This window comes from Algoriphagus zhangzhouensis (genome assembly GCF_900148515.1).
GTDB lineage: Bacteria > Bacteroidota > Bacteroidia > Cytophagales > Cyclobacteriaceae > Algoriphagus > Algoriphagus zhangzhouensis.
Genome location: NZ_FRXN01000001.1, coordinates 1,352,922 through 1,378,474 on the forward strand (window position 1 = coordinate 1,352,922; position 25,553 = coordinate 1,378,474).

The following is a 25,553-nucleotide window of genomic DNA, read 5'->3' on the forward strand; positions in this document are numbered from 1 at the left end:
CAGCTACGTTTACTCTAGTGTCGGATTAAAAGTCCCACCCCAATTCATATTTTGCTCGATATTATTATTCTTATCGATAATGGATTGCTGGATAGGGAAGAAATAATATGTTTCAGGTAAGACACTTACTTGAACCCCAGAACGCGGCACCTGCAACAAAGAATACTTGAAATTATCTTCTACAAGACTATAGGTATTTGCCAATTCTCTCGCTTCGGAAAGTGGTTGCTCTTCTCCATCCGCTTCGATAGCAATAGCTTCTACACCATGTTTGGAGGTTCCGTCCAGGCGATCAAGCATTCTCAATCTTCTCAAGTCCCAGAAACGATGACCTTCAAAGCTAAATTCGATGTTTCTTTCTGCTAAGATTGCTTCGCGAACTTCTTCTCTAGAACCAACAGACATTCCGAATAGCCCATCGTCACCAGGCATAATCCCAGCTCTTTCGCGAATTTCTTTAAGGATGCTAATAGCTGCTGCTTGATCTCCGGTTTCATTGGCTGCTTCTGCGTAGTTTAACATGACCTCTGCAAATCTCATCACGACATAGTCAACATCATATTGCTGAACTTCCGGCTGAGCTAGATTCAATAGACTGTTTTTCAAGATAAAGAAACCAGTATACCGGTCCAGATTGGTCGAATTGGTAGCAGCTTTTGGATTGATTCCAAAATCATCCAATTCATGAGCAATACCTAAAGAAGTGTATTGTCTCTTTCCTGCTTTTCCAGAAACTTCATAGATTTTACCGTTCCAAACGATGGATTTCTCAAATCGAGGATCTCTATTTTCCCAATAGTTCTGCAGAAACTCCTCTTCAGTCATATAATACTCACTGCTTGGGTCATTGTACATTTTCCCATCAATCATTGGAAACTCTTGTACATACTCCCAAGTCGGACATGCAGAAGCTGGACCTCTACTTTCAGATCCCGGTCTCACGCCATGATCCCATGCCGCAGTTTTGTTTGGATAGGAATTGATTACTGAGAAAACGACTTCAGGATTTCTCTCTGATAGTGCGATATCGCTATAGTCATCCACTAATCCATATCCCAGTCCTTTCAATGACTCATAGGCATCTTTATTTGCCTGATAAGCTTCTTGCCAATAAGCATTGTTCCAAGGATTGGAAGGATTGAATTGCGGAGAAGATTTATATAGCAAAACTTTTGCTTTGAAAGCCTTTGCAAATGCGGCATCAATTCTACCGTAGTCACCAGATGCTGTTCCAATAGACTCTGGAAGTAAAGCAATCGCTTGATCCAAATCTTCGATTAGAAAGTCAAAGCATTCTTCAGTGGTATTTCTTGCTACATACAAATCGTCTTCATAGCGATCCTGAGGCTCCTTGATATAAGGCACACCTCCATGGTAATTAATCATACCAAAATAGGTGAATGCTCTCATGAACAAAGCTTGACCGGTGATGTTATCCTTCACTTCTTGCTCAAGTGTACCTGCATTCACATCGATGAGTGCCTGGTTGATCAATCTAATTCTACTGTAATTCCAGTTCTTGTATTCACCGTTGGAAATAGTGATTCGATCCGCGTACCAATAAATTCCTGCAATTTGTTGACTGGTTCTATCTGCACCTGTACTCCAGTTTCCAAACATGGGATACAAGTTTGTCATATAGGCATTGGCCAGATTTGCATCATTCCAAACCAAATCTGGGCTATAATTATTGATATCATCAATATCCAATACATCGGTACATCTCACAAAAAGAAGCACCATCAAAAGGGGATATATATAGTTCTTCATCTTCTTCATCACATTAAAATTTAACATCCAAACCAAGTGTAAATGATCTCATCAGAGGGAAAGAATCATAGTTCTTCTGCTCAGGATCGTGGAATTCCTTCATATCGGAAATGGCGAACAAATTGGTGCCATTGAAGAAAAGTTTGGCACTGGACATATTAAGTTTAGAAAGAAGTCCTGCTGGTAATTTATAGCCGATATTGAGGTTTTTCAATCTGAGGTAAGCGCCATTTCTTATCCAAAAAGAAGTGGAACCTGTACCTGACTCATACCAGTTTCTACCGATAGGTCGTGGATATTTTGCATCTGGATTTTCAGGAGTCCAAACATCATCAGCCCAAAGAGGATAGTAAGGACGAATCGCGCCACCATGCTGACGCATCCCTGCACCTTCTTGATTACTGATGATTCTATCATATACACCGACACCTTGGAAGTGAGCATCCACAGAGAAATTACTCCAATCCAAGTTGAAGCCAAAGCCATAGTTCAATCTAGGAGTGGCATTGGTAGAAAGTAGCTGAAAGTCATTTCCATCGATTTTGCCATCTGGACCCGGAGAGTAACCATCTCCTCGGATATCCTCGAAATACAATCCTCCCAAATATGGATCTCTACCGTACTGCTTGAATCCAGCCTCCAACAATTCATTCAATTGCTCTTGAGTTCTAACAATACCCAAAGCTCTTAAACCAAAAATTCTATTACTTGGCTGCCCAATGATGGATTCATTTTCTCTATTTCCACCCTCTAGGTAGATTGGGTTTTGATCCAAAACATCCCATTGGTCTTTAGCCAAACCGATGTTTCCGTAAACTGAATAGTTGATCTTTCCGGCATTTGCCTGATCTCTCCAAAGCAAAGAAAACTCTCCACCTCTCCATGATCTTTCGGCATAATTTTCCGGTGCCAAAGACTGACCATAGTTGTCAGGAAGAGTTACAATTCGAGAACCTAGAATGTCTACTTCTTTCTTATAGAAAACATCCAATGAACCTGAAAGCTTGGTATTCATCAATTCGAAATCCAAACCAGCATTGTATGTGGTTGATGTAGCCCAAGTCAAATTAGGGTTTGGAGTAGATCCTGGCGCTATTCCACTATAAAGGTCATCCCCGAAAATATAATTTCCGCTGTTTCTATAGGTGTACACGTATGAGAATGGAGAAATTCTATTATTGTTTACATCCAAATCATTACCCGTAGTTCCGTATGAAGCTCTGATTTTCAAATCATCCAACCAGCTTGACGTACCAGACATAAAGTCTTCATCTCCTATTCTCCATGCTGCCGAAACAGAAGGAAAGAAGCCCCAACGGCTTTCTTTCGGGAATAAGGTATTTCCATCATATCGGAATGAAAACTCTGCGATATACTTTTCATTGAAGTTGTAATTGGCACGACCAATCAAAGATCTTCTAGCTCCAATGGATTCATAACCTCTTCCGTATCTTCTTTCCGCATCCTGAGAGTAAACAAAGTCCTGATCATAGTTTGTCAAAGGATCCTCAGCTTTTGCAAAGGCTCCATATAGACCGCTTTGAGCCTCTTCATACACAACCATGGCATTGATTCCATGCTTGTCAAAGGTTCTATTGTAATTTAAAAACCAGTCGAACTGATAGCTCCAAGCCGTTTGCAATTCATAACTCAGGAACTCTTGATTTTGGCTAAAACTGAAAATGTTGGTTTTGTTTGGATCTGGAGCTGCTGGGAGGAATCTGTTTCCATCTGGATCTGCCTGAGTAAAGACATAGTTCTTTTGGTAGGTCAGATATTTCTTTCTCATATAATCCTTGGCCAGATAATTCCCAGTGATTTTTGTAGAAAGTCCTTCCACCAAATCGCTCAAGTCAAAATTCAATCCTAAGATGGTATTGACTTGTCTTTTACGTGTCTTGATATATCGATCACCCACTATCTGATCAATCACACTCCATGCTTGCCAGCTACCCATAGGTGTCTGAACAGGATAGTCAGTCACATAATCAGCGGGGGTTCCATCAGCCTCCAAATAAAATGGATAAACTTTTGGCCAGTTAAAACTCACCCGATACAAATCGGACACATCGTAATCATCATCTCCAGAGAATGGCCAATAAAAACGATCGTGATTCTGCTGGGTCGCAGAAACGTTCAAATCAATCGTGATTCGATTAGTGATTTTTGCCGAAACGTTTGTTCTTAAATTAAACTTTCCATGATCCACAGACTTATAGGATCCTTTTTCACCCAGATAACTCAATAAAGAGTAATAGGTCACTTGATCATTTCCACCCGTTACGCTCAAAGCATAATTCTGATTGAAAGGATTCTGCCAGATGAAATCATTTACGTTATAACTTCTATTTGCAAAATATTCGAATTCTTCAGGACCATTCGGAGGAGTTGTCCCCAAATATTCAGCAACTCTATTTTGGTAAATCAACTCGTCTGTAGCTGTAGTCTTGTCAGAAAGCAACTCCTGAGTCGGTCTCATGGTAGTAAAAGTTGAAAGCAAATTGACCGTCATTTTTTGCTTTTCACCTGTTTTGGTTGTTACCAAAACAACTCCATTACCAGCTCGCGAACCATAAATTGACGCAGAGGCAGCATCTTTCAAAAAGGATATTTGATCTACCTCATTTGCATTCAAGGCATCAAAGGCTTCTTTGTCTCTTACGATCCCGTCAATGACATACAAAGGATCCCCAAAACTTCCCCGAATCCGGATAGAGGATGAAGAACCTGAAAGTCCAGAGGTACCCGTCACATTTACTCCTGGTGCTCTACCAGCTAAGGTATTAGATAGATTTGTCGTCGGGATTTCATTAATTTCCTCAGAATTCACCGGAGTAATTGCCCCGGTCAAATTGACTTTTTTCTGGGTACCATAACCTACGATAACAATTTCATCAAGGGATTTGGTATCCTCTCCCATGGTGATATTGATCTCACTTCTGTTCCCCACTTCTACGGTTTGACTTTCATAACCAATGAATGAAAACACCAAGGTTGCATTCTCATCTACGGATAAAGTGTATTTACCATCGACATCTGTCACCGTACCCTGCGTAGTACCAGCTACAGTAATCGTCACACCAGGCATGGGTTCTTGAGTCTCGTCCACAACGGTACCCGACACGGTCACGTCTGCCCGGACCTCCATACTCTCTGATTTATCGGTTTTGACACCTACATGAATCAGATTATTTACCTGTCTAAACTTTAGATTGGTATTTCTAGAAATTTCTTCGAGAAGGCGTTCAATAGAAATTTGGTTGAGATATTCAGAGTTTTGTAAAACCTGTCCTCTCACATCGGAACTTCTATACGAAAAATCAAATTCAGTCTCTCTTTCAACCTTTTTAAAAAGGTCAATAACCTGAAGACTACCCTTGTTGATCGAAATAAAAGTCTCATCCAATTTGGATTGAGCCTTCCCAGTCTCGGCTAACATAGTGCTGTAGAAAAAGCACTGAAGAATCATACCGAACAAGGTGTATTTTCCCATTGTTACAACTTTTTTCAGTAACTTTGTGTTCATAATAATGCTGTTTATGGATAATATTTTATTGTCTGTAATCATTTAGATCATTGGTCATTGCTGCACGGCCAAATCCAGCTTTGATCGATGATCTTTTTGCTTTTATATCATCTTTTTTGGTTCATAGGCTTTAGTTTTTAGAGATGAGAATTCGGTTGTCTTTTATCTTATAGTTGAAATCATAAATGAAAGAAAGCCCGATCAGAACCTCCTCTAATGACTGATTTTCAAACTTTCCAGAATAATCTTTCTTCGCATTGAAATCTTCGGAAATTGAAAACTCCACGCCATACCAGCTCTCTAGTCGTGAGGTCACTTCTTTGAAAGTTGCATTTTTAAAACTGATCACATTGTCTTTCCAGGCAAAGACATCATCATAATCAACCCTCTTTTTTAACAGGGATTTGTTTTTAAAATCAAATGATGCAGCATCCATTGGTTCTAAGTTTACCTTTCGTACATCAAAACCAGTCGCAGCATCCTGGATTGAAACTTGAACTTTACCTGTCAATACAGCCACCATACCAGCGGGATTTCCTTCTATTTCCTTTACTGTAAATGAAGTACCAAGCACTCTGGTTTGAAGGCTTTTTGTATGGACTATGAATGGTCGATTTGGATCAGGTTTTACATCAAAAAAAGCCTCCCCTTCCAAAAACACTTCTCTTTGGTCAGAGGAAAATTTCTCAGGGAATCGAATGGAGCTTTCAGTATTCAAATGAACCTCACTCCCATCTCCCAATATTATTTTTAGCTTTTGTCCTTTTGGCACAGATCTCTCCACAAAATTCACAAGCTCCGTAGTCAACTCCTCTTTGGCATGGTTCTCAAACACATCCAATTTTATGGCATACATCCAAACCAAAAAAAGAGAAACACAGGCAACTAGAGCTACCTTGAGCCCCTTGGTACTAGTTGAAGAAAAAACACCTTTCACCTCTTTATCCGAAATAGAATGCGTTTCTATTTCAATTTTTTCAGGCTTAGGTAAATTGATCTTTTGAAGGATAGTTTGCTTCATTCTTAAGCTATCTGCTTCATTCAAATCAAAATCCTCTTCATACCCTTCGAGTAAACCCTCAAGTTCTTTTTGACCTTCAGGACTGTTTATCCAAATCAATAGCTGATGAACCTCATCTGGATTTGCCTTTCCGTTAAAGAATTTTTTCAGGATTTCTGGATTCATTTGTTGTGCTTTTATATATAGTTACTCCAAAAGGCCTCTTTACCCCCAAGCACAGTTGAAAAAAAATCAAATTTTTACTGAATTATTTTTTTTAACCTATAAATAACACGAATACTTATCGCTTTTATAAAATTTTATATTATCTTGATTTAATTTTGTAAAATATTTTGTTGACTAAATTTGAAAATGTCCTCCTCTCAAATGAACTGTTTAGGACCAGAAATAGCTAAAAATCTTCAGAATGGGTGCCAAAAAGCATTCGAAGAGGTGTATAATCAATACCACAAAAAGATTTTTGGGTTTTGTATCAAATATGGTCTAAATCAATCTGAAGCCGAGGAAATCACACAGATAGTTTTCATTAAAGTTTGGGAAAACAGGAATAAAATCGATCCTGAAAAGAAACTTTATTCCTACATCTTGACAATGAGTAAAAACATCATTATTGATAGTTTTAAAGCAAAAATCAAATACCAGGCCGCTAAAGAATACCAAATGAATTTCATGAAGCCTGTCAATAATGTGGAACAAAACATTCACCTGACAGAGCTACAAAGCAGCATTGAGGAAGCCTTGACAAAACTTCCAGAAAGAAGACGGGAAGTATTTGAACTTTCTAGAATTCAAGGCTTATCCAATAAAGAAATAGCAAACCAACTCGGAATTTCTATTAAAACAGTGGAAAATCACTTGAATTTGGCACTCCAAGATTTTAAGGAGGTATTTAAAGAAGAAAAAGTGGGAATAGGTCTTTCCGTGATCCTTTTCTTGTGCCAAACTCCTATCCTATAAATCAGTTATGAAAAAAAATAAACCCTCCTTTTCTAAAAATCTGAAAAGGAGGGTTTTCTTATTATGCACTTACACAATCCAATAATTCCAAATCCACAGGGTCTAATTTGACTTTGGTAGCTTCGACTAAAGTCTCCAATTGATAGATACTGGTAGCACTGGCAATAGGCGCTCCAATATTAGGCTGTGCCATCAACCAGGCCAAAGCAACTGAAGCCACTTTGCACTCATGTTTTTCAGCAATTTTATCCATCGCTTTAATTACCTGAGCTCCTTTTTCATTCAAATATTTCTTCGCTCCTTCCCCTCTAACACTTTTACCCAAATCCTTTTCACCTCTATATTTCCCAGTCAAAAATCCAGCAGCCAAAGCCCAATAGGGGAAAACCGAAAGGTCATATTTTTTAACTAAAGGCAAATAGCTTGACTCATAGGATTGACGCTCCATCAAATTATAATGAGGCTGTAAAGCCACATATTTAGGAAGGTTATTTTTCTCAGAAACTTCAAAGGACTCCTGGAGTCTTTCAGGTGAAAGATTAGACGCCGCGACATATTTTACTTTTCCTGCCTTGATCAATTCATCATAGGTGGAAAGAGTCTCTTCGACAGGAGTAACTCCATCATCAAAATGCGAATAATAAAGGTCAATTCTATCAGTTTGCAATCTGCTCAGTGATTCATCGACCGACTTAAGAATATGCTTTCTACTGATATCATATCCATGTTCTTCAGTTTGGGAACCAACCTTTGTTGCAACCACAATCTGATCTCGATTCCCTCTTTCTTTCATCCATTTTCCTATTATCGATTCGGATGTACCTCCCGTACCGTTGACCCACCAAGGGTAGGTATCTGCAGTATCTAAAAAGTTAAATCCTGCCTCTACAAAGGCATCCAGAATTTGAAAGGACTCTTTTTCGTCTAAAGTCCATCCAAAAACATTCCCTCCCAAATTGATCCTACCGACTTTTAAGTCCGTGTGGGAGATCCTTACTAACTCACTCATTTTACGTTGGTTTTTGTTTGGTTATGATTAAATAATAAAGGACTCAATCATCCTCTATACGTCATAAAAAACAGCCAACAGCTTTAATAAATTCAAGAAAAACCCGACCAAATCTTTGAATTACCTAAGCGAAGTAAACTCCATTTGAAAGGAAGATTATCTCTTTCAATGGATATTTTATTAAAATAAAGGAGAGCTATTATAGAAATGTATTTTTTACCTAGAATATTCATACCTGCAGGTCATTATCTTGATTAATAGACCTTATTGTTTATGGGACTTTTGAAAGACCAAAAGTCCCCAATCCTCGATAGCAATCGGGATCTTTTGCCTGAATTGGCTTGAAAATGCCTGCGGACATTTTCTGCCTGATTGGTCAAACGTTAAAATCGCCGGATTTCCGAACAAGTTCGGAACTAGCCGATTTTCTTAACGCTTGTTGACCTCAATCCGTCACCAGCCACTTCAAAGCAACAGGTCCTATTGAAGTTTTGGGTAAAATCTCAGACTATTAGAACAACGGGCCGCTTAAATTTATGTAGAGAACATCTATTTTAGACTGGACCCGCCTTCCAGTATTGGGTGTTAAGAAATCAATTGTGAGGGTAGTAATTAGGAGGCCTGCCTGCTGCAGGCAGGCTTGTTTGACGAAAATTTTGCTACTGAAAACTTCAAAATTTGCAGAGGTTTTTTGCAAAATTGAGGAGTTTGCCGACGTGTGGGGAGGAAATTGATTTTAACCCAAAAATGGACAGCGGTGGTCCCGTACTGCTGTCGGGATTGGTCCTTTTTCACCTACAGGAAAAAGGACAGAAAAAGTAAACAAACAAAAGGGTTGATCCAGATATTTCTGAATCAACCCTGCTATTAATAAAGTTTATTTTAATTGAAATTAAAGGTTAAATATTTAAGGATGAGTCACATATCGCTCAAAGAACTCCACAATTCTTCCAATCCTATCCAATCTTCTATGGATTGCTCCAGACCTGGAAAGCTCATGTCCTTCTTGAGGATATCGGATATATTCAACAGGCTTACCCATGATTTTCAAACTCTTATAAAGCAATTCTGATTGCCTCACTCCGGTTCTCAAATCATTATCACCATGGAAAATCATCAATGGAGTTTGGATATCCTGTACATAAGTTTGAGGACTATTGTATTCCAAAATCTCTTTGGCTCCATCTTCCCAAGGATATCCGAAATAGTTTGGCACCAATCTCCAAGCATTTCCTTCTCCCATAAAGAAAGTCAACTCATAAACACCACGCTGAGTCAAGGCTGCTTTGAATCGATGATCATGACCTACAATCCAAGCTGTCAAATATCCCGCATAAGATCCACCGGTCAGCACCAATTGGTCTTCATCGATCCATTTATATTCTTCCCCTGCTTTATCCAAAGCTGTCAACACATCTTTTGCAGGTCCATCTCCCCAATCCTGATAATTTCCCTTTTGGAAGTCTTTGCCATAGCCACCACTTCCTCTTGGGTTTGCATAGACGATTCCATAGCCTCTACCAGCCAACACTTGGAATTCATGCCACATACTTGCCTCACCCGGTCCCCACATGGCAGTTGGCCCTCCATGCATTTCTAATAACGTCGGATATTTTTTACCATCCTCCAATCCAAAAGGAGGCATCACCCAATAATCAATAGTAAAACCGTCTTGCTTAAACTGATGTGCCTCTGGAAGGGAAACCCATCTATCTGCCAACCATTTTTCATTATAATGGGTCAATTGGCTCACATTTTTCCCCATCAAATCAGACTTATACAATTCATTGGGATTAGAAACTTGTACCAAAGAATAAACAATTTCATTTCCATGAATATCATATCCACTTACTCCAACAGGTCCTGTGATCACTGGAGTTACTTTACCATTTGAAACAGTTGCATTGTATAAGGTAACTCCTCCTTGGTTAGCGCCAGCAAAGTATATGGACTTACTATCCTCAGCCCATTGCTCGCCACCTAATCTTCTATCCACTTTTTCTGTCAACCATTTGATTCCTGTTCCGTCTGCCTTAGCAACTCCCAACAAACTTTGGTTAAATGATCTATCATCGGTCTTCTGAGCCGAAATCAGAATAGATTTCCCGTCTGGAGAGAAGGTAACTCCACGATATGTATAATCATCAGAGGAAAGGAATTTAGAAATCTGATGATCCCCTAAAGTGATTTTATAAATAGAGGAATTCAATTCCCAATTCAAATCAGGGTGTAAATCACTTTCCACACTATTTGCCAAGACAAAAGATCCGTCAGGGGCCCATGCGACTCCTCCGTAGCTCTGATAGCCAGAAGTTAAAATTTCAGTTTCGCCGGATTTCAAATCATAAACTCCCAAATGTCGAAAGCTGATGTCTGTGGAAAGTCCTCTTTCTCCCAGAAAATTCAGTCGATCAATTACTCTTGGATCGTTTTTGGAGGCATTTTTTGCCAACCAAGCACGAAGTTCATCTACTGAACCATCCATGTTTGGTTTGCTTGTTTCTTTTGCCAGTCCTTCTTTGATAGCGGCGTAATCTGGCTCATCTCCATAGGTTCTTCCAGGTCTGGGATTCTCCCAAGTTGGATCTCCTTCGATAGCCCAATCAGGAACAGAAAACGAGAACAAAATCTTTGTTCCATCCGGAGACCAAATAGGTGATGAAGCTCCATTTTTCTCAGAAGTAAGAACTTGAGCTTCTCCTCCATCCAATGGTAAAATCCAAATTTGAGCTTTTCCTTCCCATGCTTTAGTAAAAGCTAATTTTTTCCCGTCCGGAGAAAGGGAAAAATTGGAGATTTCATAAGTTGGGTTATTCAGAACTTTGACATTGGAAGGATCAGCCAAATCCATCATCATCAATTGACTTTTATAGTCAAATTCTCCTGATTTATCAGCTTCCATGTAATGTTTTACATAAATCACTTTCCCTCCGTCAGGGGTGATTTCTGGACTCGAAACAGTCACGATATTGGTCAAATCGCTTAACTGAATCGGTTTTTTATCCTGAGCTTGGACAGATAGACACCAAAGCCAGAGAAAGGACATCAAAATCCAATTTCTATTTCTCATAAGGTTGATATTTAGGTGGTAAAAAACTTCAATTTTCTACCTCAACCTATAACAAAGAACAGCAAATGAAAAATGAATCCTAAGCAATCGGGAATTTCATCGGATGTTTAGGAAAAATTTGGTGTTTAATGGAAATAAAACAAGGGGAATTCAAAGAAGATTATCTCCCCCAATTTTGGAGTCTATCCAGATACAAATAACTCTCAACAAACTTTCTATGGTCTGGGCTAGTCATGATTTCCAATAATTCCAAAGCAGAAACGTAACTGGCCAAATTTCCATTGGAAGACAAAAATCGGCCGTCTCGGACATAGGTAACTTCATTTTCATCCTGAACAAGCAAGTTTGGATATTCCTTTTGTAAATCAGGACCTCCGCCGATCCAGGTAACGATCTTATGTCCATCGGCTACCCCAGAGGCTCCGATCAATTGAGCTCCACCACAGTTGCTGACGACATAGTCAACCTCCTTATTCTTCTCTTTGATGAAATTTACAATCTTTTCATTGCGAACCTGCGACCACATATCATAGGCGCTTGGAACAAAGATCGCAGTCAATTTTGGAGCGTTTTCAAAAGTATAATCCGGTAAAAGATGAAGTCCTTCTTCAGTTGTAATCGGATTCTTTGTTTCGGCAATGGTAATCACATTGAATAGTTGCTGACCAGCTTCAGAAAGCTTAGCGAATACATCCGATGTCGCAACCACTTCACTTTGCAAAACTCCATTGTACATCAATAGCCCGATAGTTGGAAGAGCTGGATCAAAAGGCTTCAGATGTGTTGTCAAAGTATCTGAGGATGCCAAAGGATCCAAATGAAGTTGAGCATTCGAATTCGTGCCTTTTTCTTGACAACCAGTTAGTAAAGCAGCACCTACTAACAGGACTTGAAAAATCTGGTCTTTAATTATTGAAAAATTCATAGAATGATTGGTTTAGATTTCGCGCCAAAGGTAGATGCTACAATCTAAAACCAAACACAAAAAAGAATTATTTAATTAAATGGTTTCAATTCAAAAATCTGGAAATAAGAGCCTGATTCTGAAGCTACTTTTCGATTATAAACCAAGCGGTCTCCACCATGGGACCAATTAATATTGCAAAGCTCAGAAGTCCCATCACTGGCACTTCCCAATGTGAAGGAATCGCCAGAAGAAACAGAAGCTACTAACACCTGATTATCAAGACCAAATGCCAACCAATCCCCATCAGAACTTAAACTAAACATCGTTTCAGGTGATTTCGTCAAATGAGTCACTTGAACAGGTTCTCCTCCAATGGGAGAAACAAAAAATATCTGAACGATTCCATCATCTCCTTTGGCATAAAAGTAAATCCTATCTCCTTCTGGAGAACTTCTTAACCATTGTCTAGGACCTTGAATTCCCGGGAATTTTTGATCAGTTGAAAAAGTAATTCTTCGCTGCTGAATTGAATTTGGTACTTCTGGAAGACTGGTTACAGTTCCGGTTAATTTAGGGGAGCCCATCAATACTTGAGAATCTTCAGGCAAATCAGATACAAAAATTTCAGTTAATAGATTTCCATTTTCATCAAGCACATCTCCCAAATAAGCCAATGCTCGCTTGATTCGTTTTCCTTCAGAGTTAATATACCCATCTGTCCCAATCCAGCACTCTTCATAGGCTTTTTGGATATCATCAGAACCCACTATTGGATTTGGGGTTACTCTTGCTGCCAAAACAGAAAAATGTGTCCCTCCGAATTCAGAATCCTTATTTACAGAATCCTCCACTTGGACGGGGTGATCCGCTATCATGACTCCGATTGTTCTTAAATCTTTTACCTCTGAATTTGAAAGGGATTCTATCTCTAAAACCTCATCATTATAGGTATAGCTGATCCAATCTCCATCTCCACTGTAACTATAGGCATGCGTTCCACCTCTCAATGCTCCGGCAGTAAATGGCACACTCACATCCCGGGCATCAGCATGAAAGGATTTCGGGTTTTGTTTATCAGTCAAATCAAGACCGATGGCAGATCTTCTGGTAATATGATATGGCGATCCCTGATTGGAATCTAACAATCCTCGAATAAAAACAACTTCTTCTTTGAGGGGGTGATAGCTAACAGCCCCTGCGCCTGGTCCAAATTGGGATTGTTTGGAATTAGAGTAAACGCCAACTATTTCCCCACTTTCCAAGTTGAGCAAACCAACTTTTCCATTTTCACCAATTTTGGAGTCGTCATTTCTTCCATCAAAAACCAACCATTCGTCTTTGGGAGAAAAGACCTGTCGCTGATTGAGAAAGTGACCTGCTTCTTCAAATGTCAATTGCCTTTCTTGGGCACTAGGATTTGGGATTTTCTCCATGGTTTGATTTGGACTCTTGGACTGGCACGAAGTTAAAATCCATACTATGAATAATGATGAATAGGCGATGCAATTTTTCAAATTGAGTTTGATCTCCACGATCCTATCTCTCCAAGTAGTAAAAATGTCCGTCTTCAGCTCCTACCAGCACATCCCAAACCCCATTTTCATTCCAGTCCACAAAGGTTGGACTGGTCGTATGCCCTGCCAAAACATCTTCTGTCAGCTGTCCATGATGTTTGAAGTATACTTTGCCATCCTCTGTTTTGGTTTGTTCAAAAAGTGAAACATTGACGCTATTGATTAGCATATCCAAATCCCCATCATTGTCCCAATCCAAAAAGGTCAGTTTTCTTCTTCCGCTACTTCCCGCATCACTATCGTTGAGACGTAAAAGCCCTGGGCTTTCATCTTTGACTTGATCTTTATTTGAAAAAACCGAGGCATTCTCACCATAGAAAATCCGTTGTCCCGGAGTCAGAACCAATTCACCATCTTTTGATTTTCTTTCAAAATAGGCCAGATACCCTTCATGGTCCAGCATTACCAAATCCATCAATCCATCCTCATTCCAATCGATAGCCACCGGAGTAGTTCTCCATTGTGGAGCCAACTCATCTGACTGGGGCTTCCACCAATTCCAGGCCGGTGACGGGACTTCTTGTCCTTGCCAATCCACTTTTACTAATTCAGGCTTAGCCAGATTGCCATTCCCCAGATTCTTCAGCCACTCAACTTTCCCCCAAATTCCATTGAAAATTATATCAGCCTTTCCATCGCCATCCCAATCTGCTACCGAAAGAGTGGTATAGCCCCATTTCGCCTCAGCAGGACCTTGAATGGAGCCATTTTTCCCAGCTTGCGACCTGAAAGGTTTTCCATCCACAGTCAACAATACAGGCTCGGCCCATTTTGGAGTTTTGCCGTCTTCCAGATTCTCAATGAAACAAATAAAACCTGCTGAATTGCCTGCAATAATATCCAGATCCCCATCCTCATCCCAATCAAAGGATACCGGAGTCACTAAGGCTCCAAATTTTAAATTATCTGCCTTTTGCCTAAAGTATTTAGCCGATTCAAATACCGGAATTCCTCCTTTGATTTGACCGGTATTTCTCACCAAAGCCACTCTTCCATCTTCATCTCCCACGACCAAATCTATCTTTCCATCCTGATCCCAATCCACGGCAACCGGAATAATCATTTCCAATTCCATTTTAATCAGGCCTTCAGAATTCTCTAAAAATTGACCGGCTGCAAATTCAGGCTTGGTAGCCGTTCCTACATTTTGGAAATAGGTCATTTTATCCAAAAACTCACCAGTAATCAAATCAAGATCTCCATCTCCGTCAAAATCAGCCAAGTTGGGTGAAGGGGCACCATATACATCCAAGTCTTTGCCCTGAACCTGGATTCTGCCTTTATTTTCATAAGCTCCATCCACATTTTCAATCAAATAGACATAGCCATGAAGCGGGCCATTCGTCCAAACACCTTCAGAATTGTAAGCATTGTCCCAACCATAATCTGTCCAATCGTCCACTCCCACCAGAATATCCAGATCTCCATCCCCATCATAGTCGGCCATTTTCCACTGGTTGAATCGAGGTTTCTTTCCAAAATCCTTTAGAATCTCTTCTGCTGGAAATATTTCTTCCTTTTCTGCACCCAATTGCTCAGTGAAGTTGGTCAGTAAAGTTCCGGAACCCATCACCTTCACTCCTTCTGGAGTATGGGAAACCTGCACTTGGGAAATTGCATCACCTAGCCGAACCGGCGGTTCGAAGACTGGAAAATCCTCACCTGAGGAGTTTTCAAAAAAGTAAAGGCCATTGAAGGGTTTATCAGGACAGGAAACCAACAGATCCATATCTCCATCCCCATCAAAATCCATGGGAAGTGGCCAAGCCCAAAGTCCTACCCCCACAAAGGATGTTGTTCCAGGGTTGTTGTATTTGACAATTTGAAAACCGGATTCTTCAGGAATCTCAGTTTCTTCAATTTTTTCTTCCGAAGATTTTGTGCAGGAAAAAGCAGCAAAAGCAGAGATTAAAGTAAAGGTTTTTATTAAGAAAGGTGATTTAAAAAAGGAATTAGAAAAGTTGAATTTCATTTCGGTTGATTTAGGGATTTATGCTAGTAATAATACTGAAACGATTGAAAATAAGACTATTTAGCCTACTTCCCCAATTTCAGGATTCTAATCGCACCCTGCACCACCAAAACGAAAACAATACTACCGATAATCAAATCCGGCAAACTGGAATCCAGCCAGTTGACCAAAAGGCCAGCAGCAATTACTCCTAGATTAATGATCACATCATTGGAGGTGAAAATCATACTTGCCTGCATATGGGCTTCCTCTTTACTTTTTGATTTTTGCAATAAATAAAGGCAAAGTGCATTGGCAATCAAGGCAAAAATCGAAACCAAAATCATCGTAGAAAAATCCGGAATTTGCTCCACTCCAAAAAACCTTCTCAATACCTCAGCAAATCCCAAAACAGCCAATGTCATCTGAAAATATCCGGCTATTCTTGCTGTTTTTTTCTTTCTAACTACAGTGGCTCCCACGGCTAAAAGACTCAATCCATAAACCAGAGAGTCGGCCAACATATCAAGGCTATCAGCCACCAAACCCATCGATTTGGAAATCAATCCAGTGCTCATTTCAATTAGAAAAAAAGCAAAATTGATCCCCAAGACTGCCCAAAGAAGCTTTCTCTGATGAGATTTATCTTCAACGGAAAACTCTTCAGAATCTAAAGTTTCCAAAACCTTCCCTCCCAAATTCAAGGAAAGTATTTCTCGAGTGATTTCTTCCAAATTTCCATCATGAAAAACAAAGAGATGGCGATTTGGAATATCAAAATCTAAATGATGAATTCCTTCCACTCCATCCAATTTCATCCGAATTAGATTTTCTTCCGAGGGACAATCCATTTGAGAAATTTCAAATTGGGTTTTCTTCATTCTATTTAATCTGGAAATACTAAACTTACTTTACAAACAAACTCAAGCTCAATAATTAATAGGATAAAAGGGACATAACTGATAAATTGAAACCCAATCGATTTTTTACACTTGTTATTAGACCTTATTTCTGAACTTCTTGGATTTTTTATCTATAAAAACTCCTTTTCTTTCTTTATTCAAATTTGTATTTAGAAGATTTTATAAATCCAAAAAAATCGATGATTTAATAAAGTTTTCTTGTTAATTAATTTTTCTCATGCCGTGGAATTCCATTCCCTCTTTTCTATCTGCAACTATTCTCATATTTCTTTTTTTTATAAGCCATGGTGTAATATTCCTTTTAATTAAAAGTAAGACTGGAAACTCCAAACTCCATCTAATCACAATCCATGAAATCGTTTCTTATTCGATTTTCCTGCTAATGGGACTAGGAATTGCCTGGACAGAATTATTGTCTTGGGGTCAAATTGGTCATTCTAACTTTTTTATCCCGATGATTACTTTTAATTCTGCATTTTACATTTGGGGACTATACAAATACTCTTTCCCTTTATCGGTCAAATTACATCACTCATTTTACATTGTGCTTTCCCTGCTATTTTCCTATTTCAAATGGGATTATTACCTGATGCTATTCCCCTTATTAATGGGATTAATGGAAAGTGTGATCCTAGTGGATGGATTAAGTATTTTGTTGAGAGAAAACAAGAAATGGAACCTGACGCTGTACCTGTTTTCACTTTCTTACAAAGGAATGATTTTGGCTTCATGTCTATTAATATCCATGCTTACTTTATGGAAATCAAATGAATACCCACCGTTAATGGTTAGTTTATTGTTGATTGGAAATTCCATTCATTTCTATTTTTGGTTAGAGTCAATATCAAAATCAAAAAAAAGGATCAATTCTATTTTAAAAACCAAAGCTGATTTGTCACAAACAATGATGGTTAACTAATTATTTTTCTTTGGACCTTTGCCAAGGCACCTGTCCTCCAGCCTGAATATGCTTCATCAATAAACGGTTCAACTCCTGGACTTTTTCAGGTTGTTCTTTTGCCAAATCATGTTGCTCTCGAGGATCATCTTTCAAGTTATAGAGCTCCAAAGGCTGGTATGGACTATTCTGAAGAAGCTTCCAATCTCCCAATCTTAATGCATGATAAGCCTTTCCTCCATAGCGAATCCCCCCTTCCCTCCTAACAAAATAGAGTTCTCTGGATTCAGGGCTTTCATTACCTAAAAGAGTATTCATAAAACTCCTTCCATCCATATCATCTCTTTGATCCAAGCCTGTCAATTCTACCAAAGTTGGATAGACATCCATGGTGGTATTAATTTGGGAGCTAGTACTTCCTGCTTTGATTTTTCCAGGCCATACGGCTACCATAGGCACCCGAAGTCCGCCTTCATACATACTTTGTTTCCCATCTCTCAAGTCACCATTATTGGCCATATCTGGCAAATGACCACCATTATCACTGGTAAAAATGATTAAAGTATTTTCATATTGTCCAGTTTCTTTGAGTGTCTTGATTACCTGGCCAATTCCATCATCCATATGCTCTATCAATGCGATCAGATTCGCTCTTCTATCTGGCAGATTTGGATCGCGAGCTTTTACTCGGTCAAGGTACTCTTTAGGAGGCTGAACCGGAAAGTGAGGTGCATTGTAAGCTAAATACAGGAAAAAAGGATCTTCTTCATCTTCCCGAGATTCGATATAATCTACTGCCCATTGTGAAAACAGATCTGTAGCATGTCCGGCAGGATCTATTTCCTGCTCATTCAACCTCATATAATTGAATCCATTTCTTCTTTTGTCTACATAATCCTCCATCATATCTTCCAACCAGCCATGAAAGAGATCAAAGCCTTTCTGATTGGGTAGATTCGGACTCGTCAATCCCAGGTTCCACTTTCCAATGTGAGCAGTATGATATCCTGCATCTTTTAATTTAGCTGGCAAAAGAACTGCTGAAGGATCTAAAAAGCCCCAATTATCCTCAGGCTTGAATCGGATCAAACCGGGAACGCCAACTCTATCCGGATATCTGCCTGTCATCAAGGAAGCTCTAGTGGGTGCACAAACAGGTGAATTGGTATAGAAATAATCAAATCGCATCCCGTCTGCTCTCAAAGCATCAATATTGGGCGTATTCAAGTCTTGAGTCCCATAATAAGAAACATCATGATACCCCTGATCATCGGTGAAAATGATTAAGATATTGGGTTTATTCTCATTTTGAGAAAAAACGGGATTGCTAAAAAAAATAAAGATCAATCCGAAAATGAATAAATATTGAAGTGGCAAAATTCTAGAGTTCCAATTCATATGCAAAGGTTGTGTTAGCGAAATATCTTTGAATATACCCAAAACACCTATTCATCAAAAAATCATTAGAACAAGCAATTACAAACCTAATTTATTAGACAATATTCCTAAAATTTAAATTACGAGAATGATTTGTTCTGATTTTCCATTATTTTGTATCTAATTCTTAGCTTTTTTCGTCTTTATTAAACCAAATCAACCTACTATGAAAAACAACTTTTTAATTATCCTTTTAATAACTTTTGGTTTATTCTCATGTAGTCAAGAAGATGAAACTCCTTTAACTCAGCTGGAAGGCACATATCTTGGTAACCTATTGGGATCAGATGACAACCCTCAATTTGTAGAAATGACATTTCAAGCTAACGGAGAATTGAAGATCGAGGAGTTTAGAATAAATGGGAAAAACGAAAGATGTTATTCAAGCATCAGTGAGGGGAAATACTCCTTGAAAGGAAATGAATTTACCTATACGATCAACACCTTTTTGGGACTGGATCCGGCTGCTTTTTCTGAATGCTTTTCTCAATCAGAATTAATGGCGTACTTAGAAAATTCAGGATTGATCCAAGTTGGCTCGATTGAATTGAAATCAGAAAATACTGTTTTTTCAATTTCTTACCCTTGCTATGATACTTTCGCTAACGCTAGAGTAAACTTGTGCGTCGGCTATTCTGATTTTGTCCTGCAGGATTAAGAAGTCTGACCTCCACAACTCGAACCCAATCCAGCTGTACAGCCGTAGCAATGCTGATCTAAGACAATCTCTCTGTTCTCTAAAGCTTCGAAATCAAACTCGGAAACATGCTGAGAGTTTCCTTTGACTTTTAAATCCAACATCTGATTGAAATCACAATCATATAGATATCCGTCCCATCCAATTGAAAGTGTATTTCTGCACATTACGCCTGAAGCTGCTATAGGATTGAATGCCTCAATCAATGTCTGCATATACTCCTCGTAATTGCCACTTCGAAGCAAGTATTCCAAGAATCTGCTGATTGGCATATTGGTAATGACAAACAGATTATTAAATTCAACACCAAACTTCCTTTTGAGCTCACGCTTGTAATCTGCCTCCAAAGAGGCCTGAGGCCCAGGTAATATGGCTCCTGTAGGATTGTAGACTAAATTGAATTCCAAACCAGACCCTTCGATTCCATATCCAACATCATTGAGTCTTTTCATCGCATCTATGGATCGGTCAAAAACACCATCTCCACGCTGTCTATCTGTTCGAAAAGCTGTGTAATGTGGCAATGATGAAACCACTTCTACTTTGTGTTTTGCAAAAAACTCTGGTAGATCATGATACTTTTTATTGGCATTAATAATGGTCAAGTTGCACCTGTTGATGATATGCTTTCCAAGAGCCGATGCTTCCTCAACCAACCAACGGAAATCAGGATTCATTTCCGGGGCTCCACCAGTGAGATCCACTGTTTGAATATTGGATTTTGCCAAAATATCCAAGCAATATTGCATGGTTTCTCGGGTCATGATCTCTTTTCGATCTGGACCAGCATCCACATGGCAATGTTGACAGGTTTGATTGCACATTTTTCCCAGATTCATCTGGAAAATATCGATGCCAGTTGGCTTCAAAGGAAACAATCCAATATTCTGAAGCTTCTCTTTGAAGGGTTCAAACCCATTTTTATTTAATTGCTCGAGCTGTTGAGTACTTTCTGAAAATGCATGACCTTGGGCTTTCAATGACTTCATATTACATCATTTTCTTTTTGGCCTGATTCATCATCTGAACGCCATGAACCAATGAAGCACCACCTCTAATCGCACCAGCAACATGGACTGCTTCCATCAATTGCTCTTCAGTACAGCCTTTTTCCAAGGTATCTGAAGTATACGCATCAATGCAATAAGGACATTGGACAGTATGAGCAACAGCCAGAGCAATTAGTGATTTTTCACGAGCCGTCAATGCACCTTCCTTAAAGACCTCTCCGTAATAGTCAAAAAATTTATCAGCCAAGTCCTTTTGAAAGTCGCCGATTTTACCAAATTTCTTTAAGTCTTCAGGATTGTAGTAGGTTTCCATGTATGTAGTTAAATGTGTTGGTTAATTAAATAGATTTTAAAGTTACTCAACAGTAAAACTACTAAGAGGGTTCTAAGAATTTGAACCCTTCAAAACAAAAAACCACTATTCATCCCGAATAATGGTTTCTGAAATTGGTATTCATAGATTTTCTAAACGCTTTTCGAAATCAACTCGCGAATCCAATCATTTGGAATCACATCGATAGTCAAATTTATACGCTCTTCAGTCCCCAAATTATTCACTCGATGCGGATCATTAAGTTTTAGATACCAGCATTCCCCTGGTTTCATGGTAACGATCTCATCATTTAGTATAAATTCCACTTGATCATTATTAAAAATGGGAATAGTTAAGCGAATCATAGATTTTTCTTCCTCCAATGCCAAAGTCGGGTCGGTATGCTCTTTGACAATCGCTCCGGGCTCAAGTCTTAGCAATCTTACCAAATTGACAGTTGTGTTTTCTCTAAAGAAATCAATCACACTCAACAATGCTGGGGATTGAGTCAATTCCTCAGTATCCAACCAATCCGTCCAAGAACCATCCGCATAATCCTCTGCTGGTGGAGGAAATGGAATAGAAGAGTCTACTTGGTAAGCTGGAGCTCGAAGAGGTATGACACTATAATAAATAAAATCCCTTTGAGCGAGCTTTGCGACCTCCTTTTGCAAAGCCTCTACATCAAATTCGAAAGGCAATTTGACCCGATCAATCTTCTTTAAATTTGATTCAGTAATGTTTTCCATCGACTTAATTGTTTTAAAAAATTTGAGAAGGAAGATAATAAATTAAGGGGAAAGCTTTAGCAAAAGATCAAACGCTATCCTTTTCATGAAAAAAGCTCTTCCGTCAGATCATCCTCATTTTTTTCATTTCAAGCTTTAAACACAACCCTCTTTTACATGAGCTGCAATTTAGGTCCTGATTTTAAGCTTAAATTGAACGTTATTTTACAAATAGAAAATAAATCATCAACACCAACCCAATATTTATGAAGAGAAAACTTTTACTCATGCCTGCTCTACTTTTGGCAGGTTTGACCTTTGCTCAGGAAAAGATTGACCTGGATGCAATTGAAAAAATCAAAAAGGAAGGCTTTGACAATTCCAAGGTGGAAGAAATAGCCTTTCAATTAGTAGATAAAGCTGGTCCGAGATTGAGTAATTCGGAAGGATATAAAAGAGCAACTGACTACGCTGTAAAACAACTTTCGGATTGGGGCTTACAAAATGCAACTACTGAGGCTTGGGGCGAATTCGGTAGAGGTTGGGAAATGGAAAAAAGCTACGTGGCCATGACAAAGCCTTATTACATGCCTTTCATCGCCATTCCAAAAGCTTGGACTGAAAGCACTAAAGGTGAGGTAAGCGGCAAAGTGGTTTTCTTAGATATCCAAAAAGATGAAGACTTTGAAAAATACAAAGGCAAACTCAAAGGAGCGATCATCGCCATTAAACCTTCCGGGTCTCAAGCACCAACTTTCGAACCGGACGCTGTTCGATTTACAGTGGAGCAATTGCACGGAATGGAACATCCTGCTCCAAGACAAAGCAGTTTCACTCCTGAGATGAGAGCTCAGTTTATGGCCCAGCGAGCATTTGCGCAAAAGGTAAATGAGTTTATCGCTGAAGAAGGCGCTGCACTCATCATAAAAGGTGTGAATGGACGCCATGGAACGCTGTTTACCAGTAGCCCTAGAGGTTACTTAAAAGACACACCTGAAGGTATTCCTGAATTGGAAACTTCTCCTGAAAATGTCAACCTAATGGCACGTTTGAGTGAAAATGGTGTCGAGGTTGAAGTTGAAGCTGAAGTAAAAACAAAATACCTGAATGATGATATGCAAGGCTATAATGTCATTGCTGAAATCCCTGGATCAGATCCAACTTTGAAGGCTGAAGTCGTAATGTTGGGCGGACACCTAGACTCTTGGCATGGTGCCAACGGAGCCACTGATAATGCTGCAGGATGTATTGTAATGATGGAGGCAGTTAGAATTCTACAAGCAACAGGCCTTCAACCAAAAAGAACTGTCAGAATCGCACTTTGGGGTGGTGAAGAACAGGGTCTTCATGGATCTAGAGGATATGTGAAAAACCATTTTGGAGATCGTGAAACCAAAGAAATGAAGCCTGAGCAAGAAAAAATCTCTGCGTACTATAACATTGACAATGGTACGGGTAGAGTTAGAGGTGTTTATCTTCAAGGAAATGCACAAGTAGAGCCAATCTTCAATGAGTGGTTTGCACCATTAGATGATATCGTAGAAGACAGAACCATCACCATCAGTAATACAGGAGGAACGGATCACTTAAGCTTTGATGCGGTTGGTATCCCAGGTTTTCAATTTATTCAAGACCCTATTGAATACAGATCCAGAACTCACCATACAAACATGGATACATTCGAGCGGTTGGAGCTGGATGACTTGAAGCAAATGGCAGTGGTCATTGCATCTTTTGTGTACAATACAGCCCAAAGAGATGAAATGCTTCCAAGAAAGTCTATGACAGAAGAATAAAACCTCAATTCATATAAATGAAAAAGGACCTATTTGAATAGGTCCTTTTTGTTTTGAAGAAATATAGACTTTGTATGCTAAACCGATTGAAATTGCCTATTACTCCTTCTAGGGTGTGATCTTGCAACTTTACTCTTAATAGCCAGGATAAAAGGACAGGTAGCGATTTCTTGCCAACCAGATTTTTTGATAAAGTCCAAAGTTTTCAAAACCAAGTCCTCTCCAATCCCTTTTCCTCTGAATTCTTCCGGTACAAATGTGAAAAACAGTTCAAATCGATCTTCATTTTTCCTAAAGTAGATGTATGCATACACATGATCCTCCACTTCAATTTCAAATCTACTTTTTCTAGGTCGATATAGGAGATCGTAAAACATGATCAATTTGCCTTAAAAGATGAATTCAGATGGCTCAATGTTCAACCATTCATTTAACCTTTAGACTGGGAAATTGAAAAAGGTCACATATTTTGAAAAAAATTTAAATCTCACGCTATAAACCTAAAGCCACAAGAGAATAGACGTTCAACATTTATGAAAGAGAACCTTAAAAAAAATCCTAAAACACTTTCTTAAAATCATTGATTGGTCCTCTCCCACCAGTCTTCCAATTCCTGAGTCAATTTCTTTACAACATCAGGGTTTTGCTTCGCCACATTAGTTTTCTCAAATGGATCCTTGATGATCTGATAGAGTTGAACAGATTCTCCTTGTTCCGGTTCGGCCAAAATCAGTTTCCAATCTCCAGAGATTATCACCCGATGTTCTAGGCTTTTCTCTGGTGCAAAAACATCCACCATATCATGAGAAAAATCCACTGCATAGATACTTTTCCGAGAATCCAGAGCAGCTTGGTCCAGCACATCTATTCCCTCCATTGGAGTAGCTCCTTCTAGTCCTGCGACTGCCAAAGTTGTCGTGGGGATATCTACACTACTGACCAAATGGATAGTATCCATCTTTGGCGCAATTTTACCTGGCCAATGAAACATGATCGGTGTTCGTATCCCAAAATCAGCAGGATCTTGCTTGGAGCCTGGCATAAACTGATTTGTCTTATCTGGATTTTGAATCCAGCCGTTATCCGTCACGAAAATCAACAAGGTGTTTTCATCCAAAGACTCCTGTTTCAAATAATCCATCAATTCACCAACCGTTAAGTCCAACCATTCACACATCGCCCAATATTTGGCAATGGCTTCTGTAGGGGCTTTTGGAAGGTATTTTTGCAATAACGAATCAGGCGGAGTGTGAGGAGAATGTGGCAAGAATGGTGCATACCAAACCATAAAGGGCTTTTTCTCCTTTTCAGCCAATTGGATAAAATCATAAATCGGCTTCATTCCTTCCCTACCAATTGCCAAACCAGCATCTCCATGCCTTCCTCCAGTTGCAGCATCACCATGGGTCATTCCATGAGTAAAGCCTGCGTCTTTCCAGCTTTTCCCCCACCATTTTCCTGTTTGAAGCGATAGATACCCAGCTTTTCCTAGAATCTGAGGGATGGTAGGTCTTTTTTGAAATTCATTTAAAAAGGCTTGATATTCTTTGGATCTTTCCAACTGCCATTCTGGACTATATCTTCTCTCTTTGGACTCAAAAAGCGGATCATTACCGGTAATCTTGGTTTGCTGAGGGTAAAGCCCTGTGATCAAAGTTGCCAATGAGGGACTGCAAAGGGGAGCTGTTACGTATCCTCGGGTGAAGGTAAGTGACTCGTTTGCTAGCCGATCTATGTTTGGGGTTTCGATTTGAGGATGCCCCATAAACCCAAAGTCTGTCCATCCCTGATCATCTGATATGATGTAAATGATATTGGGTTTTTCTGTTTGGGCAAAACTTCCCCAATTCCAAAAACACATCAAAAGAAGGAAAAAAAATTCAGGCTTAAAATGATTCATAAACAGATGGGTCAATTGTAATTAAATTCACGCTAATCCTTCAATTTATCACATTGAATTCTCTCT

General features: G+C 39.2%; 18 protein-coding genes. 3 read left to right on the forward strand and 15 right to left on the reverse strand.

Translation table 11 applies throughout. The features are described from left to right. Window positions 1-9 precede the first annotated feature (9 nt). The 3 genes from BUF13_RS05730 to BUF13_RS05740 all read right to left on the reverse strand — a co-directional run bounded on the left by BUF13_RS05730 (window position 10) and on the right by BUF13_RS05740 (window position 6,482). Window positions 10-1,779: a RagB/SusD family nutrient uptake outer membrane protein gene (locus BUF13_RS05730; protein ID WP_243839704.1), complete on the reverse strand. Its 1,770-nt coding sequence runs from the start codon at window positions 1,777-1,779 to the stop codon at window positions 10-12. Between the two features lie 4 nt (window positions 1,780-1,783). Continuing rightward, a complete protein-coding gene (locus tag BUF13_RS05735) occupies window positions 1,784-5,296 on the reverse strand; it encodes a SusC/RagA family TonB-linked outer membrane protein (RefSeq protein WP_073570749.1) in 3,513 nt (1,170 codons plus the stop codon). 130 nt (window positions 5,297-5,426) lie between these two features. Continuing rightward, on the reverse strand, window positions 5,427-6,482 hold the full coding sequence (locus BUF13_RS05740) for a FecR family protein (protein WP_073570750.1): 1,056 nt from the start codon (window positions 6,480-6,482) through the stop codon (window positions 5,427-5,429). 201 nt (window positions 6,483-6,683) lie between these two features. Between BUF13_RS05740 and BUF13_RS05745 the strand changes: the two genes are divergently transcribed. Further along, entirely contained in the window at window positions 6,684-7,274 is a 591-nt protein-coding gene (locus tag BUF13_RS05745; protein WP_073570871.1) for an RNA polymerase sigma-70 factor, read from the forward strand. Window positions 7,275-7,335: 61 nt separating this feature from the next. On the opposite strand, the gene BUF13_RS05750 is transcribed toward BUF13_RS05745, so the two are convergent. From BUF13_RS05750 to BUF13_RS05785, 7 genes are all read right to left on the reverse strand, one after another. Then, complete coding sequence (locus BUF13_RS05750; protein ID WP_073570751.1) at window positions 7,336-8,283, reverse strand: aldo/keto reductase; 948 nt, start codon at window positions 8,281-8,283, stop codon at window positions 7,336-7,338. A 907-nt stretch (window positions 8,284-9,190) separates the two neighbouring features. Next, window positions 9,191-11,353, reverse strand: a complete 2,163-nt coding sequence (locus BUF13_RS05755; RefSeq protein WP_073570752.1) for a S9 family peptidase — start codon at window positions 11,351-11,353, stop codon at window positions 9,191-9,193. Window positions 11,354-11,513: 160 nt separating this feature from the next. Continuing rightward, window positions 11,514-12,278 (reverse strand): DJ-1/PfpI family protein, encoded by a 765-nt coding sequence (locus BUF13_RS05760; protein WP_073570753.1) that lies wholly within the window; start codon window positions 12,276-12,278, stop codon window positions 11,514-11,516. 71 nt (window positions 12,279-12,349) lie between these two features. After that, window positions 12,350-13,693, reverse strand: a complete 1,344-nt coding sequence (locus BUF13_RS05765) for a DUF3748 domain-containing protein (protein ID WP_083586380.1) — start codon at window positions 13,691-13,693, stop codon at window positions 12,350-12,352. 103 nt (window positions 13,694-13,796) lie between these two features. Then, entirely contained in the window at window positions 13,797-15,806 is a 2,010-nt protein-coding gene (locus BUF13_RS05770) for an FG-GAP repeat domain-containing protein (RefSeq protein ID WP_073570754.1), read from the reverse strand. 65 nt (window positions 15,807-15,871) lie between these two features. Beyond that, window positions 15,872-16,666 (reverse strand): cation efflux transmembrane domain-containing protein, encoded by a 795-nt coding sequence (locus tag BUF13_RS05775; RefSeq protein WP_073570755.1) that lies wholly within the window; start codon window positions 16,664-16,666, stop codon window positions 15,872-15,874. A 961-nt stretch (window positions 16,667-17,627) separates the two neighbouring features. Continuing rightward, window positions 17,628-19,004 (reverse strand): sulfatase family protein, encoded by a 1,377-nt coding sequence (locus tag BUF13_RS05785; protein WP_073570757.1) that lies wholly within the window; start codon window positions 19,002-19,004, stop codon window positions 17,628-17,630. A gap of 205 nt (window positions 19,005-19,209) precedes the next feature. Between BUF13_RS05785 and BUF13_RS05790 the strand changes: the two genes are divergently transcribed. Further along, the gene (locus tag BUF13_RS05790) at window positions 19,210-19,701 is read left to right on the forward strand and encodes a hypothetical protein (protein ID WP_073570758.1); all 492 of its coding nucleotides are present in this window, start codon (window positions 19,210-19,212) and stop codon (window positions 19,699-19,701) included. Here the strand turns inward: BUF13_RS05790 and arsS are convergent. The 3 genes from arsS to BUF13_RS05805 form a co-directional block, all read right to left on the reverse strand. Next, window positions 19,698-20,729 carry an arsenosugar biosynthesis radical SAM (seleno)protein ArsS gene (arsS, locus tag BUF13_RS05795; RefSeq protein WP_073570759.1) on the reverse strand — a complete coding sequence of 344 codons (1,032 nt, stop codon included), beginning with the start codon at window positions 20,727-20,729 and terminating at the stop codon, window positions 19,698-19,700. The genes BUF13_RS05790 and arsS overlap by 4 nt on opposite strands. A gap of 1 nt (window position 20,730) precedes the next feature. Next, window positions 20,731-21,063, reverse strand: a complete 333-nt coding sequence (locus BUF13_RS05800; protein ID WP_073570760.1) for an arsenosugar biosynthesis-associated peroxidase-like protein — start codon at window positions 21,061-21,063, stop codon at window positions 20,731-20,733. A gap of 152 nt (window positions 21,064-21,215) precedes the next feature. Then, window positions 21,216-21,812, reverse strand: coding sequence for an aspartyl/asparaginyl beta-hydroxylase domain-containing protein (locus tag BUF13_RS05805; RefSeq protein WP_073570761.1), 597 nt, complete (start codon window positions 21,810-21,812; stop codon window positions 21,216-21,218). A gap of 245 nt (window positions 21,813-22,057) precedes the next feature. Between BUF13_RS05805 and BUF13_RS05810 the strand changes: the two genes are divergently transcribed. Beyond that, a complete protein-coding gene (locus BUF13_RS05810; RefSeq protein ID WP_073570762.1) occupies window positions 22,058-23,587 on the forward strand; it encodes a M20/M25/M40 family metallo-hydrolase in 1,530 nt (509 codons plus the stop codon). 77 nt (window positions 23,588-23,664) lie between these two features. Here BUF13_RS05810 and BUF13_RS05815 read toward each other — a convergent pair whose 3' ends face one another. Both BUF13_RS05815 and BUF13_RS05820 read right to left on the reverse strand, forming a co-directional pair. Beyond that, entirely contained in the window at window positions 23,665-23,964 is a 300-nt protein-coding gene (locus BUF13_RS05815; protein WP_073570763.1) for a GNAT family N-acetyltransferase, read from the reverse strand. 200 nt (window positions 23,965-24,164) lie between these two features. Then, on the reverse strand, window positions 24,165-25,487 hold the full coding sequence (locus BUF13_RS05820) for a sulfatase family protein (RefSeq protein WP_073570764.1): 1,323 nt from the start codon (window positions 25,485-25,487) through the stop codon (window positions 24,165-24,167). Between the last annotated feature and the right edge of the window lie 66 nt (window positions 25,488-25,553).